Genomic DNA, 15,870 nt, shown 5'->3' on the forward strand with positions numbered 1-15,870 from the left:
TTTTTGCCGAGATAACAATCACTTACCGAGCAAACCCCGGAAAACCGGGGTTTGGCCGTTACATCAGCAGGGTTAAGCGATAGCGCCCAGCAGCTTTTCCCATTCCTTGTTTTCTTTCTTCGACACACCACCAAGCAAATCAAGGGCTTGGCGCAGACGGAAACGGGTCAGGTCCGGACCGAGGATCTCCATGGCATCGAGCACCGAGACCGAACTCGCCTGGCCGGTGATGGCGGCGAACATCAGTGGCATCGCATCGCGCAGTTTCAATTCCAGGGATTCAACCACGGCCTGGATAGTCGCAGTGATTGCATCCTTCTCCCACTGGCGCAGGCTTTCGAGCTTCCACAGGATCAACTGCATCAACTGGCGAACCTGGTCACCCGAGAGTTTCTTCGACTCAAACAGCTTCGCGTCCGGATTCACGCCACCGGCAAAGAAGAAGCTCGCCAACGGCGCGACCTGGCTGAAGGTCTCCACCCTGCCCTGCACCAGCGGCGCGATCTTCATCATGTATTCGGGGTTCAGCGCCCACTGCTGCACACGGCTGGCGAACTCCTCCACCGGCAGGTCACGCAGCCATTGGCCGTTGAGCCACGACAACTTCTCGATATCGAAGATCGGCCCACCCAGGGAGACACGGGACAGGTCGAAATTGTCGACCATTTCCTGCAGTGAGAACTTCTCGCGCTCGTCCGGCATCGACCAGCCCATGCGACCCAGGTAGTTGAGCATCGCCTCAGGCATAAAGCCCATGCGCTCGTAGAAGGTCACCGAGGTCGGATTCTTGCGCTTGGACAGCTTGCTCTTGTCCGGGTTACGCAGCAGCGGCATGTAGCACAGCTGCGGTTGTTCCCAGCCGAAGTACTCGTATAGCAAGATCAGTTTCGGCGCCGATGGCAGCCACTCTTCGCCACGCAGGACGTGGGTGATGCCCATCAGGTGGTCGTCGACCACGTTGGCCAGGAAGTAGGTCGGCAAGCCGTCGGTCTTCATCAGCACTTGCATGTCCATGCGATCCCACGGGATCTCGACATCGCCGCGCAGCATGTCCGGCACCACGCATACGCCTTCGCTCGGTACTTTCATGCGGATGACATGGGGCTCGCCGGCGGCCAGGCGCTGGGCGACTTCTTCCTTGGACAGCAACAGTGCACGGCCGTCATAGCGCGGGGTTTCGCCCCGGGCCTGTTGTTCGGCGCGCATCTGGTCCAGCTCTTCAGCGGTGCAGAAGCACGGGAAGGCGTGGCCCATGTCCACCAACTGCTGGGTGTACTTTTTGTAGATGTCGCTGCGTTCGCTCTGGCGGTACGGGCCGTGGGGGCCGCCAACGTCCGGACCTTCGGCCCAGGTGATGCCCAGCCAGCGCAAGGCATCGAAAATCTGCTGCTCGGACTCGCGAGTCGAACGCAACTGGTCGGTGTCTTCGATACGCAGGATGAACTCACCGCCATGCTGCTTGGCAAAGCAATAGTTGAACAAAGCGATGTAAGCGGTGCCGACGTGGGGATCCCCAGTGGGCGATGGCGCGATGCGCGTGCGGACGGTGGTCATGGCATGTCTCGGAAAGGATATAAAAGCGGAGATCAAACAGGGGGCGAATGGTAACAGGCGATGCCGACCCGGCTCCAGTCAGGAGGGCATTTAAGCCAAGGTTGCGCCTACAAACCACTGTAGCCCCGTTGCAACGGCGATTATCTTGCTGTGGCATTTACCCCTAGGTGGCTATATGCCAAATTCGCCCACGGATATATCTCCTTACACTTTTTGAATCCAGCCTGCCCATGCCTGCCCAACTCAAGCGTCGCCTGTTTGTTTTCCTGTTTCTGGTCGTGATCATCGTCCTCGGCTTTTTCGCCCATTGGTGGTTCAAGGGGCGCTTTTATGAGAGCACCGATAACGCCTACGTCCAGGGCGAGATCACCCGCGTCTCCAGCCAATTGGGGGCACGTATCGAGCAGGTGCTGGTGCAGGACAACCAGCACGTGGAAAAAGGCCAATTACTGGTCCGCCTCGAAGGCGATGACTTCCACCTCGCCGTCGACCGCGCCAATGCCGCGCTGGCCACTCGCGAAGCCGAGCGCCTGCAAGCGATGAGCAAACTGACCCAGCAAGCCAGCCTGATCGCCGCCGGTGAAGCCCAGGTAGAGTCAAGCCAGGCCAGCCTGGGCCGCTCGCAAATCGACCTGTCCCGCGCACAGACCTTGCGCAAGCCCGGGTACGTCTCGGAGGAGCGGGTCACCACCCTCTCCGCCGACAGCCATATTGCCCGCTCGCAAGTGGCCAAGGCCCAGGCCGACCTGCAAGGCCAGCGCCAGCAGGTCAATGCGCTGAACGCCGAGATCAAGCGCCTCGACGCGCAGATCGCCAACGCCCGCACCGACCTGGCCCAGGCCGAACTGAACCTGACCCGCAGCGAAATCCACGCCCCGATCAGCGGCCTGATCGGCCAGCGCGCCGCCCGCAACGGCCAGTTCGTCCAGGCCGGCGCCTACCTGCTGTCGATCGTCCCGGACCAAGACATCTGGATTCAGGCCAACTTCAAGGAAACCCAGATCGGCCATATGCAGCCTGGGCAGAAAGCCGAGCTGATTTTCGACGCCTACAGCGACACACCGATCGAGGGCCGGGTCGAGAGCCTGTTCGCCGCCTCCGGCGCGCAGTTCAGCCTGCTGCCACCGGACAACGCCACCGGCAACTTCACCAAGGTGGTGCAACGCATTCCGGTGAAGCTGACCTTCGCTGCCGACAACCCGCTGCACGGCAAGATCCGCCCGGGCATGTCGGTCACCGTCAATGTGAATATCAAAGACCCTGTCGATGGCCGGTGACCCACTGCTGCGCCCGGTCGGCGAACCGACTCGGCGCGACTGGATTGCCGTCGTGAGCGTGATGCTCGGCGCCTTTATGGCGGTGCTCGACATCCAGATCACCAACTCTTCGCTCAAGGACATCCAGGGCGCGCTGTCCGCCACCCTGGAGGAAGGCTCGTGGATTTCCACTTCCTACCTGGTGGCGGAGATCATCATGATCCCCCTCACCGCCTGGCTGGTGCAGCTGTTGTCGGCACGCCGGCTGGCGGCCTGGGTCTCGGTGGGGTTCCTCCTGGCGTCGCTGCTGTGCTCCATGGCCTGGAGCCTGGAGAGCATGATCGTGTTCCGCGCCCTGCAGGGCTTTACCGGTGGCGCGCTGATCCCGCTGGCGTTCACCCTGACCCTGATCAAGCTCCCCGAACATCACCGCGCCAAAGGCATGGCGATGTTCGCCATGACTGCCACCTTCGCCCCCTCCATCGGCCCCACCATCGGCGGCTGGCTCACGGAAAACTGGGGCTGGGAGTACATCTTCTATATCAACATCCCGCCGGGCCTGATCATGATCGCCGGCCTGCTGTATGGCCTGGAGAAGAAAGCCGCGCACTGGGAACTGCTGAAAAGCACCGACTACACCGGCATTTTCACCCTGGGGGTGGGCCTGGGATGCCTGCAGGTGTTTCTCGAGGAAGGCCACCGCAAGGACTGGCTCGAATCGAACCTGATCGTGGCCCTGGGCAGCATCGCCCTGCTCAGCCTGATCACCTTTGTCATCGTCCAGGTGTCCAAGCCCAACCCGCTGATCAACCTCGGCATCCTGCGCAATCGCAATTTCGGCCTGGCAAGCATTTCCAGCCTGGGAATGGGGGTCGGTCTCTATGGCTCGATTTACCTGCTGCCGCTGTACCTGGCGCAGATTCAGAATTACAACGCGCTGCAGATCGGCCAGGTGATCATGTGGATGGGCATTCCCCAGCTGTTCCTGATTCCGCTGGTGCCCAAGCTGATGAAGTACATTTCGCCGAAATGGCTATGCACCCTGGGCTTCGGCCTGTTCGGCCTGGCGAGTTTCTCCTCCGGGGTGCTGAACCCGGACTTCGCCGGGCCGCAGTTCAACCAGATCCAGATCATCCGCGCCCTGGGCCAACCGCTAATCATGGTCACCATCTCGCTGATTGCTACCGCCTACATACAGCCGCAGGACGCAGGATCGGCGTCGAGCCTGTTCAATATCCTGCGCAACCTGGGCGGCGCGATCGGGATTGCCCTGCTGGCCACCCTGCTGGATGCGCGAACCAAGACCTACTTCGACTACCTGCGCGAAGCCATTGTCCCGAGCAACCCGCAAGTGGCCGAGCGCCTGGCGAGCCTGGCCGAGAAGTTCGGCAGCGACAACGCAGCGCTGGGCAAACTCAGCGAAATCACCCACCAGCAGGCGCAGATCATGGCCTACAACGACGCCTTTCATTTTGTCGGGATTGCCCTGGGCATCAGCATGCTCGCGGTGTTGCTGACCAAGGCCTTGCCGGCGGGCGTGAAGGCGGGGGAAGCGCACTAGACAGGACTGCGCTGCAGCCTGGCGCGAGCACGCTCCCTTGCCACGGAAGCCCTGCCCCACAACCAATCAAACGGCGAGCAGGCGCTCACGCAGCTTGCCGATTTCGTCGCGCATCTGCGCGGCGGCCTCGAACTCCAGGTCGCGGGCCAACTGGTACATCTTCTCTTCCAGCTGGCGGATGCGCTTGGTGATCTCGCTCGGCGAACGCAGTTCGTTTTCGTACTTGGCGTTTTCCTCGGCCGCCTTGGCCATGCCCTTGCGCTTCTTGCTGCGCGAACCTGGCACGGTGGCGCCTTCCATGATGTCGGCGACATCCTTGAACACGCCCTTGGGGGTAATGCCATTGGCCAGGTTGAAGGCGATCTGCTTTTCCCGGCGACGATCGGTTTCGCCAATCGCCCGCTCCATGGAACCGGTGATCCGGTCGGCATAGAGAATCGCCCGGCCATTGAGGTTGCGCGCGGCGCGGCCGATGGTCTGGATCAGCGAGCGCTCGGAGCGCAGAAAACCCTCCTTGTCCGCATCCAGAATCGCCACCAGCGACACCTCGGGCATGTCCAGGCCCTCACGCAGCAGGTTGATCCCCACCAGCACATCAAAGGTGCCCAGGCGCAGATCGCGAATGATCTCGACCCGCTCCACGGTGTCGATATCCGAGTGCAGGTAACGCACTCTGACGCCGTGGTCGGCCAGGTAGTCGGTCAAATCCTCGGACATACGCTTGGTCAGGGTGGTAACCAGCACGCGCTCCTCTAGGGCCACGCGCTTGGTGATCTCCGACAGCAGGTCGTCGACCTGGGTCAGGGCCGGGCGGATTTCAATCTGCGGGTCCACCAGACCGGTGGGCCGTACCAACTGCTCGATCACGCGGCCGGCATGTTCGGCCTCATAGTTGCCCGGGGTGGCCGAGACAAAGATGGTTTGCGGGCTGACGCTTTCCCACTCGTCAAAGCGCATTGGCCGGTTGTCCAGTGCCGACGGCAGGCGGAAGCCGTACTCCACAAGGGTTTCCTTGCGCGAACGGTCGCCCTTATACATCGCGCCGACCTGGGGCACGCTGACGTGGGACTCATCGATGACCAGCAAGGCATCGGCCGGCAGGTAGTCATACAAGGTCGGCGGCGCGGCACCCGAGGGGCGGCCCGAGAGGTAGCGCGAATAGTTTTCGATGCCGTTGCAGTAACCCAGCTCGAGGATCATCTCCAGATCGAAACGGGTGCGCTGCTCCAGACGCTGGGCTTCCACCAGCTTGTTGTTGGAACGCAGGTACTCCAGGCGCTCCTGCAACTCGACCTTGATCCCCTCGATGGCGTCGAGCAGGGTTTCCCGCGGCGTCACGTAGTGGCTCTTGGGGTAGAAGGTGAAGCGCGGCAGTTTACGAATGACCTCACCGGTCAGCGGGTCGAAGGCCGACAGGCTCTCGACCTCGTCATCGAACAGTTCGATGCGGATCGCTTCCAGATCGGATTCCGCCGGGTAGATGTCGATCACATCGCCGCGCACACGAAAGGTCGCACGGGCGAAGTCCATGTCATTGCGGGTGTATTGCAGGTCGGCCAGGCGGCGCAGCAGGGCGCGCTGGTCGAGTTTGTCGCCGCGGTCCACGTGCAGGACCATTTTCAGGTAGGTTTCCGGACTCCCCAGGCCGTAGATACAGGACACGGTGGTGACGATGATCGCGTCCTTGCGCTCCAGCAGCGCCTTGGTCGCGGACAGGCGCATCTGCTCGATGTGGTCGTTGATCGAGGCGTCTTTCTCGATAAAGGTGTCGGACGACGGTACATAGGCTTCGGGCTGGTAGTAGTCGTAATAGGAAACGAAGTACTCCACCGCGTTATTCGGGAAGAACGCCTTGAACTCGCCATACAGCTGCGCGGCCAGGGTCTTGTTCGGCGCCAGCACCAGGGTTGGGCGGTTGATCTGGGCAATCACGTTGGCAATGCTGAAGGTCTTGCCCGAGCCGGTCACACCCAGCAGCGTCTGGTGCGCCAGCCCGGCCTCGATGCCCTCGACCATCAAGCGAATGGCTTCCGGCTGATCGCCGGCGGGCTCGAAGCGGGTGACTAGCTGGAAGTCGGACATAACATACCTCTGGATTCACTCCTGGGCCGGGGGGTGGCCAGGCAGGAATGAGAAAGACCGCGAACGACGACTGTCGCCGGGGAAACGGGGATTGTCCTAGATGTGGTGGCAAATACCACCGCTTTCAAGGCAAAGGTCCTACACCCCTTAACGCCTTTGACGTTGCAATAAGACTAACGGTCGAAAAATAAACCGAAAAACTTGCGGCAAAAGCTCAATCGCCTGTCGCCGCCCGCAGTGATGGCCTCTATACTAGCTCCCCGTTTGTGCACCGCTCTAGTGCATTCGGCTGGAGCGCGACACGTCCCTCCACACTCCATTCAGAGCCGCCGTAAAAATGAGCCTGTTCTCCGCTGTCGAAATGGCACCACGCGATCCAATCCTGGGCCTCAACGAAGCATTCAACGCTGACACCCGTACCAACAAGGTCAACCTGGGGGTCGGTGTTTACTGCAACGAGGAGGGGCGAATTCCACTCCTGCGCGCCGTTGTCGAAGCCGAGACGATTCGCGTAGCCCAACACGCTTCCCGGGGCTACCTGCCGATCGACGGTATCGCTGCCTACGACCAAGCCGTACAAAAACTGCTGTTCGGTAACGATTCGCCGCTGATCAGCGCTGGCCGAGTCATCACTACCCAGGCCGTTGGTGGCACGGGTGCCCTGAAAATCGGCGCTGACTTCCTCAAGCAGCTGCTGCCCAATGCCGTAGTCGCCATCAGCGACCCAAGCTGGGAAAACCACCGCGCGCTGTTCGAAACCGCCGGTTTCCCGGTGCAGAACTACCGCTACTACGACGCCGCCACCCACGACGTTAACCGTGCCGGCCTACTGGAAGACCTCAACGCCCTGCCCGCCCAGTCCATCGTGGTGCTGCACGCCTGCTGCCATAACCCGACCGGCGTCGACCTGAGCCCGGCCGACTGGAAAGACGTGCTGGAAGTGGTCAAGGCGAAAAACCTGGTGCCGTTCCTCGACATGGCCTATCAGGGCTTTGGCGATGGCATCGACGAAGACGCCGCCGCCGTGCGCCTGTTCGCCGAATCGGGCCTGAACTTCTTTGTTTCCAGCTCGTTCTCCAAGTCGTTCTCGCTGTATGGCGAACGTGTTGGCGCGCTATCGATCGTCAGCGAGTCGAAGGAAGAAAGTGCCCGCGTACTGTCGCAAGTCAAACGCGTGATCCGCACCAACTACTCCAACCCGCCGACCCACGGCGCCAGCATCGTCGCCGCGGTCCTCAACAGCCCGGAACTGCGCGCCCAGTGGGAGCAGGAACTGGCAGAAATGCGCCTGCGCATTCGTGGCATGCGCATGCAAATGGTCGACATGCTGGCCAAGGCCGCGCCGCAGCGCGACTTCAGCTTCGTCGGTCGCCAGCGCGGCATGTTCTCCTACTCCGGCCTGACCGTTGAACAAGTGACGCGTCTGCGCAGCGAGTTCGGCATCTATGCCCTGGACACCGGCCGCATCTGCGTCGCCGCGCTGAACCAGAACAACATCGAAGCCGTGACCAAGGCCATCGTGCAGGTGATCTGAGTCCAACCCGGCAACACAAAAAAGGGGAAGCCAATCGGCTTCCCCTTTTTAGTCCACACTACGCTCACCTGTAGAAGCCGGCTTCTACCACGATCCGCCTCCTCTTCCCTGTCGAGAATGCCTATGAAAAACGATGACCTGCGGGCAGACCGCGACGAGCTTGACCATTTCATCCCACGCCAGCAAAAGCGTGAAAAAAGCCTGGTACTGCAAGTTGCCCTGGGGGTGTTTCTCGGCGGCCTGGCGCTGTGGCTGGTGCAATTGGCTGCCACCACACTGGCCGCCAAGTTCATGCTGGGCACCCTCACCTTCGGCGGCTGAGAAACTCAGCCAGCCAGCTCGGCGGCACGCTGGCTGGCAGCGTCGTCAAAGGCGACATACAAGGATTCGGCAACCTGGCTCTTGATCGCCTTGGCGCTTTCCAGGCCCAGGACAAAACCCTCGGCCTTGCCCCCGGCGCGATTCAGATCCTCGGCGGTGCCGGCCTGGGTAATGGCGTCCCACAACTTGCTGGCCTGTGGACCTACGCCTTTGGGCAGACTGATCTGGTCGATGCTCATGCGAACACCTCCCACAGGGCGCTGGAAATGGCAGGTGCAACGGGTGAAACCATGAAGCGGGTCATAAAGCGTACCTTTGCGGCTTGAGGCCGGCAGCGCGTGAAACCACTTCCGGGGCGCCATGGTAGACCGCTACCGCCGTTCTGGTAACCGCCAACTGCCGATTGACCCTTAACCGTCGCGCGCGCGACGGTTGACACCCCTAGCACCGACAAAATCGCTTCTCGCGCTTGACTTCTCTTTTCCAATCAGTAAGATACGGCGCATTCCGCGATAGCTCAGTTGGTAGAGCAAGTGACTGTTAATCACTGGGTCCCTGGTTCGAGTCCAGGTCGTGGAGCCATACAAGGTTGCAGAGAAGGCTTTCAAAGGCTCTGAAACCCAAAAAACCCGCCTTCTGGCGGGTTTTTTCGTTTTGGCGTTCTGTCGGATTCCGGTGGGCATCAGACTATTCCAAGACAGTGATGAGCCGCCTCAAAACCCACCTCCTCCGCATCAAGCAACAGGAGTGTTCGCTGCAAGCTCATGCGCGGGCTCGGGCTCGGGCTCGGGCTCGGGCTTGATCTTGAACCAGAGGGCGTACATCGCTGGCAGGAACACCAGGGTCAGCACGGTGCCGGCAAACGTACCGCCAATCAGGGTGTAGGCCAGCGTTCCCCAGAACACCGAATGGGTCAGCGGAATGAACGCCAACATCGCCGCCAACGCCGTGAGAATCACGGGCCTCGCGCGCTGCACAGTGGCTTCGACCACGGCGTTGTAAGGCGACAGGCCGGCTTGCTCATTGGAATGAATCTGGCCAATGAGGATCAGCGTGTTGCGCATCAGAATCCCTGACAAGGCAATCAATCCCACCAAGGCGTTGATCCCGAACGGCTGCTGGAACAGCAGCAGAATTGGCACTACACCAATCAGGCCCAAAGGTGCGGTGGCGAACACCATCATCATTGCCGACATCGAGCGCACCTGAATGATGATGGTCAGCAACATCAGCGCGATCATGATCGGGAACAACGGCAGCAGTGCCTTGTTCGCTTTACCCGACTCCTCGATCGAGCCGGCAAACTCAATGCGGTAGCCCGCCGGCAGTTTTTCGATGATGGGCTGCAACTGCGTGATCAAGGCGTTGGAGACATCGGGAGGCTGAAGACCTTCAGCCACGTCACCGCGCACGGTGATGGTCGGCGTCCGATCACGACGCCGCAAAATGGGCTCCTCCATGCGCACATCCACCGCCCCTACCTGGGACAGCGACACGCGCTGTCCTTGGGCGCCGGTCAGTGTGAAGGCGACAATTTTCGATGGATCCAGACGCGTCTCCCCAGCGGAGCGAGCGACCACCTGAACCGAGCGAATGTCCTCACGCACCTCGGTGACCGGCACCCCCGTGAGCAGAAATTGCAGCTGTTGCGCGACATCGGTCGAGGTCAAGCCGAATGCTTGCAGGCGATCCTGATCCAGCGTGAGATGAAGTGCCGGCGCGCGCTCGCCCAAGTCGGTGTTGACGGTCCTCATCATGGGGCTGGCGGTCATGACCCCACGCACCTGCGCGGCAATATCTCGCAGCACCGCGGGGTCGGCGCCCATCACCCGAAAGGCCACCGGATACGGTGAATAAGGACCAAATACCAACTGCGTTACCCGCACCCGAGCTTCAGGCGCCAAGCCATCGGCTGCGGCTTGCCTGAGGCGGAGCTTGATCGCCTCGCGCTCTTGCTGACTCGCGGTCAGGACGACGATTTTTGCGAAGGATGGATCGGGTAGCTCAGGGGCCATCGCCAAATAGAAGCGCGGCGCGCCCTGGCCAATGTAAGCGGTGACGATCTTGGCTTCCGGCTGCCGAGCCAACCACGCCTCGACCTTTGCCGCCGCCACATCAGTCTGTTCGATAGAGGTGCCGTAAGGCATCTGCACCTCAACCAGCACCTCCGGTCGGTCGGATGTTGGAAAGAACTGCTTCTTGACCACGCCCATGCCCAGAATCGCAACAACAAACAAGCCCACGACGGATGTCGCCACCAGGCCTTTGCGGCGGATCACACTGCCCAGCAGGCGCCTGAAACGCTGGTAGTTCGGTGTACCGTAAATCGCCGTATGCCCGCCTTCAGGCACCTTGATCTGCGGCAGCAGCTTGACGCCCAGGTAAGGGGTAAACACCACGGCCACCACCCAGGAAGTGATCAGCGCAATGCCAACGATCCAGAACATGTTCGCGGTGTACTCACCAGCGGTCGACTTGGCAAACCCGTTGGGCATAAAGCCGATCGCCGTCACCAATGTCCCTGACAACATCGGCGCGGCCGTGTGGCTCCAGGCATAAGCGGAGGCCTTGATTCGGTCGTAGCCCTCCTCCATCTTCACCACCATCATTTCAATGGCAATGATTGCATCGTCCACCAGCAGTCCCAGCGCCAGAATCAACGAGCCCAGGGTAATTCGATCGAAGTCTTTGCCCGTGGCCGCCATGACAATGAACACGGCCGCCAGGGTCAGCGGCACCGCCGCGGCAACCACAACGCCGACACGCCAGCCCATGCTGAGAAAACACACCAGCAGCACCACGCCCAGGGCAGCAAAAAACTTCACCATGAACTCGTTGACGGATGCGCCAATATTCACCGCCTGATCCGTGACCTTGGTCAGGCTCATGCCCAAAGGCATCTGCTCGTTGATCGCTGTGGCCTCGGCCTCCAGCGACTTCCCCAGATCCAGACCGTTCCAGCCATCGCGCATGACCACGCCGAGCAACAATGCGGGCTCGCCGTTATTGCGTACCAGAAATGTCGCGGGGTCCTCATAACCGCGCTTGACCTCAGCCACATCGGACAACTTGAGGGTTCTGCCCTGCACCGTCAGTGGGGTATTACGAATCTTCTGCAGGTCATCAAACGCGCCATCCAGGCGGATGAAAACCTGTGGGCCCTTCGCTTCTACCGAGCCGGCCGGCGTTATCATGTTTTGCGCGTTCAACGCACTGAAGATGTCTCGTGCGGAAATGCCCAGTGTCGCCAAACGCTCGTAGGACAGCTCGACAAAAATGCGCTCGGCCTGTTCACCGATGATGTTGACCTTCTTAACACCTGCCACATGCAGCAGACGCTGGCGCAAGCTCTCGGCTTCGCGCACCAACAGACGTTGCGGCTCGCCCTTGGCCTTGAGCGCATAGAGCGCGAAGGTGACATCGGAATACTCATCATTGACCATCGGGCCGATCACCCCAGACGGCAACCCCTTCTGCTCATCCAGGATTTTCTTGCGCGCCTGGTAAAACTCCTCCTGGACGGCTGAGGGCGGCGTGCTATCGAGCAGATAAACCGTGGTGAATGCCAAGCCGGGCCGGGTAAAGGTCTCGGTCCGGTCGTACCAACGCAGTTCCTGCATGCGCTTTTCCAGCTTTTCTACCACCTGGTCCTGGATCTCCTGGGCCGTCGCCCCAGGCCAGACGGTGACCACCGTCATTTGTTTAATAGTGAATGCGGGGTCTTCCGCACGCCCCAGTTTGAAGAAGGCGTACAACCCACCCACAGAAATCAGCAGGATCAAAAACAGGGTGATTGAGCGCTCGCGTACTGCCAGCGCCGAAAGATTGAAGCCGCTCATCGACTCACCTCAACCACCGTTTTTTGCGTGGCACCGGCAAGTTCAGTCCTGACTTTCTCTCCCTCATTCAATAGGTGCGCACCCAATGCGACGACACGATCACCCGCCTGGAGATCACCCGTCACGCGCACGCTGGCCTCGTTGTTCAAGCTGCGAACCTTGATCGGGCGCCATACCACATGCTCCGGCTCTCCCCCAACCACCCAAACACCCGGGCCTTTACCCGCGTCGTAGATAGCCCCCATGGGCACCTGTAATTCCTTGGCATCAGCAACATCCGTATCAGCGATAACCACTGAGACAGTCGAACCCAGGGTGGCGTTGGAGAGCGACCCCTCCAGCACATAACGCGCTTCAAACGTTCGGGTCTGTCGGTCCGCAGAGTCGGACAGCTGACGTAAACGGGCGCTGCCTGCACGCTGGTTCTGCCCGTAGAGCTCAACTGTCGCCGCCGAGCCCAGCGCAGGACGTAGCGTCTCGGGCAACTGGATCACGGCCTCGCGCTGCCCTGAATGGGCAACGCGTACCACCACCTGACCTGCGCCAACCACCTGCCCCGGCTCCGCCAAGGTATCCACTACCACCCCGTCAGCATCCGCCAGCAACGTCGAATATCCGGTCGCGTTTTTCGCCACATCAGCCTGGGCCTGGGCAGCGTTGAGCTGGGCTTTCGCCGAGTCGGCAGCTGCTTTGAACCCTGCATAAGCTGAAGCAGATACCGCTCCGACGGACACCAGATCACGGTAGCGAAGCTCGTCATCTGAGGCCTGCCGAGCTCGGGCCATGGCAGCCAGTACCGCTTCCTGCTGTGCCCGCGCGGTCAGCGTCAGGTCGTTGGCATCGATGCGCATGAGTGGCTGCCCACGCTTGACACTCTGTCCAGCATCCACCAAACGCTCCAAGACCTTCCCAGGCACCCGAAAACCGAGATCGCTCTGAACGCGGGCCGCGACGATACCGGTGAATACCCGTGCCGCAGGCGCGGAGGGTTGGACCACGCCGATGCGCACCAAGGGCACCTGAAGGCGAGGATCGGCAGGAGTGGCCTCGTTGCAGGCCGCTAAGGCAAACGGCAGCGAGACAATGAAAATGAGTGACATGCGGTGGCGCTGGATCATAAAGACCTCTCGGTAGCGGATACATCATGCTTATTCAAGTGACCAATTCTGTCAATAGTCACTACCGAGATGAATGGACATCACGCACTTGGTCGGAGCAAAGCAAAGAGGCTTGATATCTAGTTTTTCAGTCGCACACGCTGATACGGATGCTCAGCGCATCCGTCAGCAGAGGTTTAAGGCATCAGGCTGCGCAGAACAAGATTGGAGATGAGAGAAGGGGCTTCTTCAACAAAATCGAGGTTGTACTGCAATAGCAGAGGATTGATGAAGGGCCGCAGAGCGAGATGAATTGCCTCTACCGTTTCGTCCAGCGGTGTCTTGCGTTCAAACTCGCCGAGCTCTCGCCCCTCACGCACGATTTGCAACACGAAGCTCTTGATCTGAGCGTCATAGACTTGTGAGCTGGGCCAGCGCTCCGACGCAGAGAACGCTGCGATGTCGTAGAGTTTACGGTCGTTAAAGAACAGGCTCACACCCGTAGCGATTACGGTTTTTACCAGGCGCCGAAAACGTTCAGTCGGCGAGATGCCGTCTACATTGATGGCCTGCTCCACTGCCACAATGATTTCAGTCAGGCAATTTGTACAGATTGCTTCACCAATCGCCTGCTTGGATTCAAAGAATTTGTAGATGTAAGCCTTGGAAAAGCCGATGGCCTTGGCTAGGTCAGAAACCGTTGTTTTGCCATAACCGTACTGACTGAAATGCGCGTTGGCCGCCGCAACAATCTGGTCTCGAATGTCGTGATCGGCTGGGCCACGGGCGCTGGGCGAAGAAACTGATGGCTGATTCATGCGAGCAGCTTACTCATCCCAAAGGTGGTTGACAACTTGTGACCAAATTGTAATATCGTCACAAACCGACCCTTTCGCAGGTATCGCATGCATCTTCCCCATCGTTTCGCCGTCTTACTGTGTTTGGGTATGGTTGCAGGTTGCGCAGTGGGCCCCGACTACTCAAAACCCAGTGTGGAATTGCCCGAGCATTTCTCGGCGCAAACGTCCAAGGCACGACAAGGGGGCGCCGCAAATGTCGATCTCGCCGCGTGGTGGAATGCATTTAATGACCCGATACTCAGTCAGCTGATAAATCGAGCACTTGAACAGAACCTCGATTTAGCCCAGGCAAGCGCAAGGATCGAGCAGGCTCGCGCCGGTTTGGGCGCAGCTAACGCAGCCCTCCTGCCGTCGGCTACCGTCAACGGTCAAGCGGCCCGAGCCCGTCAGTCATTGGAGACTCCATTGGGCCAAGTGCTCAATTCAGACCCTTCCTATAATCGCTACGGCAGTGCCTATGAGGCGAATTTGAATGCCAGCTGGGAGCTGGATGTGTTTGGCGGCCTACGCCGAAGCAGAGAAGCCGCCTTCGCCGATTATCAGGCCTCGCAAGCCGGAGCGATTGCCACACGCCTGGCAGTGGTCGCGCAGACAGCCGACCTTTACATCAGCATCCGTGGCCTTCAAGCACGCCTGAAAATTGCCCGGCAGCAAGTAGACACGCGACAACAACTGCTCACCACCATCGAACACCTCTACGCAAAAGGACTGGCAGCTGAACTGCAGTTGAACCAGACCCAAGGCGCGCTGAATCAAGCGCAGGCTACCGTTCCGGTACTGCAAGCCGGCCTTGATGCGTCAATGAATGCGCTGGATGTCATGTTGGGCAAGGCGCCGGGCACTTATAGCGCGCAGTTGACTAAGCTGGCGCCCATCCCTGATGTACCAGGCCTCTCGGACATGGGCGCTCCGGCCGATATGCTGCGTCGACGTCCAGACTTGATCGTGGCTGAGCGCCGGCTTGCGGCATCCAACGCACGCATCGGCGAAGCCATGTCCGAGTACTACCCCAAACTGTCTATAGGGGCGCTGCTCGGCAGTGCTACCTCGGTGTCCAGCGCAAACCTGTTCAGCAACGGCGCCAGTCAGGCTTCGGCGGCGCTGGGATTACGCTGGAGGCTGTTCGATTTTGGCCGCATCAACGCTCAAATTGATTTGGCGAAAGGCCAAGAAGCCGAAGCCTTAGCCGCTTACCGCCAGTCCGTTCTGCGGGCCTGCGAAGATGTTGAAAGCGCTTTTTCGGCGCTGATCAACCGCGAGCAGCAATCGACACAACTTGCCCAGGGCGAATCGGCGTATGCAAAAGCCCGAGCGACGTCGTTTGTCGCCTATGAAAAAGGCGTGGTCAGCCTGATCGAAGTACTGGATGCCGATGAACACCTTTTAGCAGCATCTGATGGCAGAGTTCAGGCACAAACTGAATCGGCTCGCGCTGCAGTGGCCACGTTCAAAGCAATGGGCGGCGGTTGGCAGCGAGACGACTCAGATGCTCGCGTTGTCTCAAAAAGAGCGGGAACTCGAATGTTTTTTCCTGATTCAGGGATATCGAAAGAACTCCAATAAAAAACGGGTTGGATTAGGATAATCGTAGGATTTGAATACTAAAAAATAGAACAATTTCATTTAAAAAAAACACTTATAGCCATGTCCGTAATGAGCCATACAAGGTTGCAGAGAAGGCTTTCAAAAGCTCTGAAACCCAAAAAACCCGCCTTCTGGCGGTTTTTTTCGTTTTGGCCTGGCGCTGGTTGCTCGCCGTTTTAAAC

The 15,870-nt window shown here is 59.8% G+C and carries 11 protein-coding genes and 1 tRNA gene; 6 read left to right on the forward strand and 6 right to left on the reverse strand.

All coding sequences use genetic code 11. From position 1 onward, the window contains the following. Positions 1–72 precede the first annotated feature (72 nt). Positions 73–1,554: a glutamate--tRNA ligase gene (gene gltX / locus ACOZJV_RS09270; protein WP_078471259.1), complete on the reverse strand. Its 1,482-nt coding sequence runs from the start codon at positions 1,552–1,554 to the stop codon at positions 73–75. A 230-nt stretch (positions 1,555–1,784) separates the two neighbouring features. Between gltX and ACOZJV_RS09275 the strand changes: the two genes are divergently transcribed. Both ACOZJV_RS09275 and ACOZJV_RS09280 read left to right on the forward strand, forming a co-directional pair. Beyond that, complete coding sequence (locus ACOZJV_RS09275; RefSeq protein ID WP_078471258.1) at positions 1,785–2,831, forward strand: HlyD family secretion protein; 1,047 nt, start codon at positions 1,785–1,787, stop codon at positions 2,829–2,831. Next, positions 2,821–4,371, forward strand: a complete 1,551-nt coding sequence (locus ACOZJV_RS09280) for an MDR family MFS transporter (RefSeq protein WP_421547420.1) — start codon at positions 2,821–2,823, stop codon at positions 4,369–4,371. Before ACOZJV_RS09275 ends, ACOZJV_RS09280 begins: the two co-directional genes overlap by 11 nt. Positions 4,372–4,437: 66 nt before the next feature. Here the strand turns inward: ACOZJV_RS09280 and uvrB are convergent, their stop codons facing one another. After that, on the reverse strand, positions 4,438–6,453 hold the full coding sequence (gene uvrB / locus ACOZJV_RS09285; RefSeq protein ID WP_078471256.1) for an excinuclease ABC subunit UvrB: 2,016 nt from the start codon (positions 6,451–6,453) through the stop codon (positions 4,438–4,440). Between the two features lie 337 nt (positions 6,454–6,790). On the opposite strand from uvrB, the gene ACOZJV_RS09290 reads away from it, so the two are divergent. Together ACOZJV_RS09290 and ACOZJV_RS09295 are read left to right on the forward strand one after the other, a co-directional pair. Continuing rightward, positions 6,791–7,987 carry an amino acid aminotransferase gene (locus ACOZJV_RS09290; protein WP_078471255.1) on the forward strand — a complete coding sequence of 399 codons (1,197 nt, stop codon included), beginning with the start codon at positions 6,791–6,793 and terminating at the stop codon, positions 7,985–7,987. Positions 7,988–8,110: 123 nt separating this feature from the next. Next, positions 8,111–8,308 (forward strand): hypothetical protein, encoded by a 198-nt coding sequence (locus ACOZJV_RS09295; RefSeq protein WP_078471254.1) that lies wholly within the window; start codon positions 8,111–8,113, stop codon positions 8,306–8,308. Between the two features lie 5 nt (positions 8,309–8,313). Here the strand turns inward: ACOZJV_RS09295 and ACOZJV_RS09300 are convergent, their stop codons facing one another. After that, positions 8,314–8,547, reverse strand: a complete 234-nt coding sequence (locus tag ACOZJV_RS09300) for a hypothetical protein (RefSeq protein ID WP_078471253.1) — start codon at positions 8,545–8,547, stop codon at positions 8,314–8,316. Between the two features lie 267 nt (positions 8,548–8,814). On the opposite strand from ACOZJV_RS09300, the gene ACOZJV_RS09305 reads away from it, so the two are divergent. Then, positions 8,815–8,890 (forward strand) — tRNA-Asn (locus ACOZJV_RS09305). Between the two features lie 152 nt (positions 8,891–9,042). Here ACOZJV_RS09305 and ACOZJV_RS09310 read toward each other — a convergent pair. From ACOZJV_RS09310 to ACOZJV_RS09320, 3 genes are all read right to left on the reverse strand, one after another. Beyond that, positions 9,043–12,147, reverse strand: coding sequence for an efflux RND transporter permease subunit (locus ACOZJV_RS09310; RefSeq protein WP_421547421.1), 3,105 nt, complete (start codon positions 12,145–12,147; stop codon positions 9,043–9,045). Next, the gene (locus ACOZJV_RS09315) at positions 12,144–13,265 is read right to left on the reverse strand and encodes an efflux RND transporter periplasmic adaptor subunit (protein ID WP_421547422.1); all 1,122 of its coding nucleotides are present in this window, start codon (positions 13,263–13,265) and stop codon (positions 12,144–12,146) included. The genes ACOZJV_RS09310 and ACOZJV_RS09315 overlap by 4 nt, the downstream gene beginning before the upstream one ends. A 176-nt stretch (positions 13,266–13,441) precedes the next feature. Beyond that, on the reverse strand, positions 13,442–14,062 hold the full coding sequence (locus ACOZJV_RS09320) for a TetR/AcrR family transcriptional regulator (protein WP_421547423.1): 621 nt from the start codon (positions 14,060–14,062) through the stop codon (positions 13,442–13,444). Between the two features lie 87 nt (positions 14,063–14,149). On the opposite strand from ACOZJV_RS09320, the gene ACOZJV_RS09325 reads away from it, so the two are divergent. Continuing rightward, complete coding sequence (locus ACOZJV_RS09325; RefSeq protein WP_421547424.1) at positions 14,150–15,667, forward strand: efflux transporter outer membrane subunit; 1,518 nt, start codon at positions 14,150–14,152, stop codon at positions 15,665–15,667. The last annotated feature ends 203 nt before the right edge of the window (positions 15,668–15,870 follow it).

It is taken from the genome of Pseudomonas sp. QD4 (assembly GCF_049199125.1).
In the GTDB taxonomy this organism is placed as follows: domain Bacteria; phylum Pseudomonadota; class Gammaproteobacteria; order Pseudomonadales; family Pseudomonadaceae; genus Aquipseudomonas.

Excerpts from the sequence above, each read along its gene's own strand:
- ACOZJV_RS09275 (WP_078471258.1), top strand. The coding sequence starts at position 1,785 with ATGCCTGCCCAACTCAAGCGTCGCCTGTTTGTTTTCCTGTTTCTGGTC.
- ACOZJV_RS09315 (WP_421547422.1), bottom strand. The coding sequence starts at position 13,265 with ATGATCCAGCGCCACCGCATGTCACTCATTTTCATTGTCTCGCTGCCG.
- gltX (WP_078471259.1), bottom strand. The coding sequence starts at position 1,554 with ATGACCACCGTCCGCACGCGCATCGCGCCATCGCCCACTGGGGATCCC.
- ACOZJV_RS09280 (WP_421547420.1), top strand. The coding sequence starts at position 2,821 with ATGGCCGGTGACCCACTGCTGCGCCCGGTCGGCGAACCGACTCGGCGC.
- ACOZJV_RS09295 (WP_078471254.1), top strand. The coding sequence starts at position 8,111 with ATGAAAAACGATGACCTGCGGGCAGACCGCGACGAGCTTGACCATTTC.
- ACOZJV_RS09290 (WP_078471255.1), top strand. The coding sequence starts at position 6,791 with ATGAGCCTGTTCTCCGCTGTCGAAATGGCACCACGCGATCCAATCCTG.
- uvrB (WP_078471256.1), bottom strand. The coding sequence starts at position 6,453 with ATGTCCGACTTCCAGCTAGTCACCCGCTTCGAGCCCGCCGGCGATCAG.
- ACOZJV_RS09320 (WP_421547423.1), bottom strand. The coding sequence starts at position 14,062 with ATGAATCAGCCATCAGTTTCTTCGCCCAGCGCCCGTGGCCCAGCCGAT.
- ACOZJV_RS09300 (WP_078471253.1), bottom strand. The coding sequence starts at position 8,547 with ATGAGCATCGACCAGATCAGTCTGCCCAAAGGCGTAGGTCCACAGGCC.
- ACOZJV_RS09310 (WP_421547421.1), bottom strand. The coding sequence starts at position 12,147 with ATGAGCGGCTTCAATCTTTCGGCGCTGGCAGTACGCGAGCGCTCAATC.
- ACOZJV_RS09325 (WP_421547424.1), top strand. The coding sequence starts at position 14,150 with ATGCATCTTCCCCATCGTTTCGCCGTCTTACTGTGTTTGGGTATGGTT.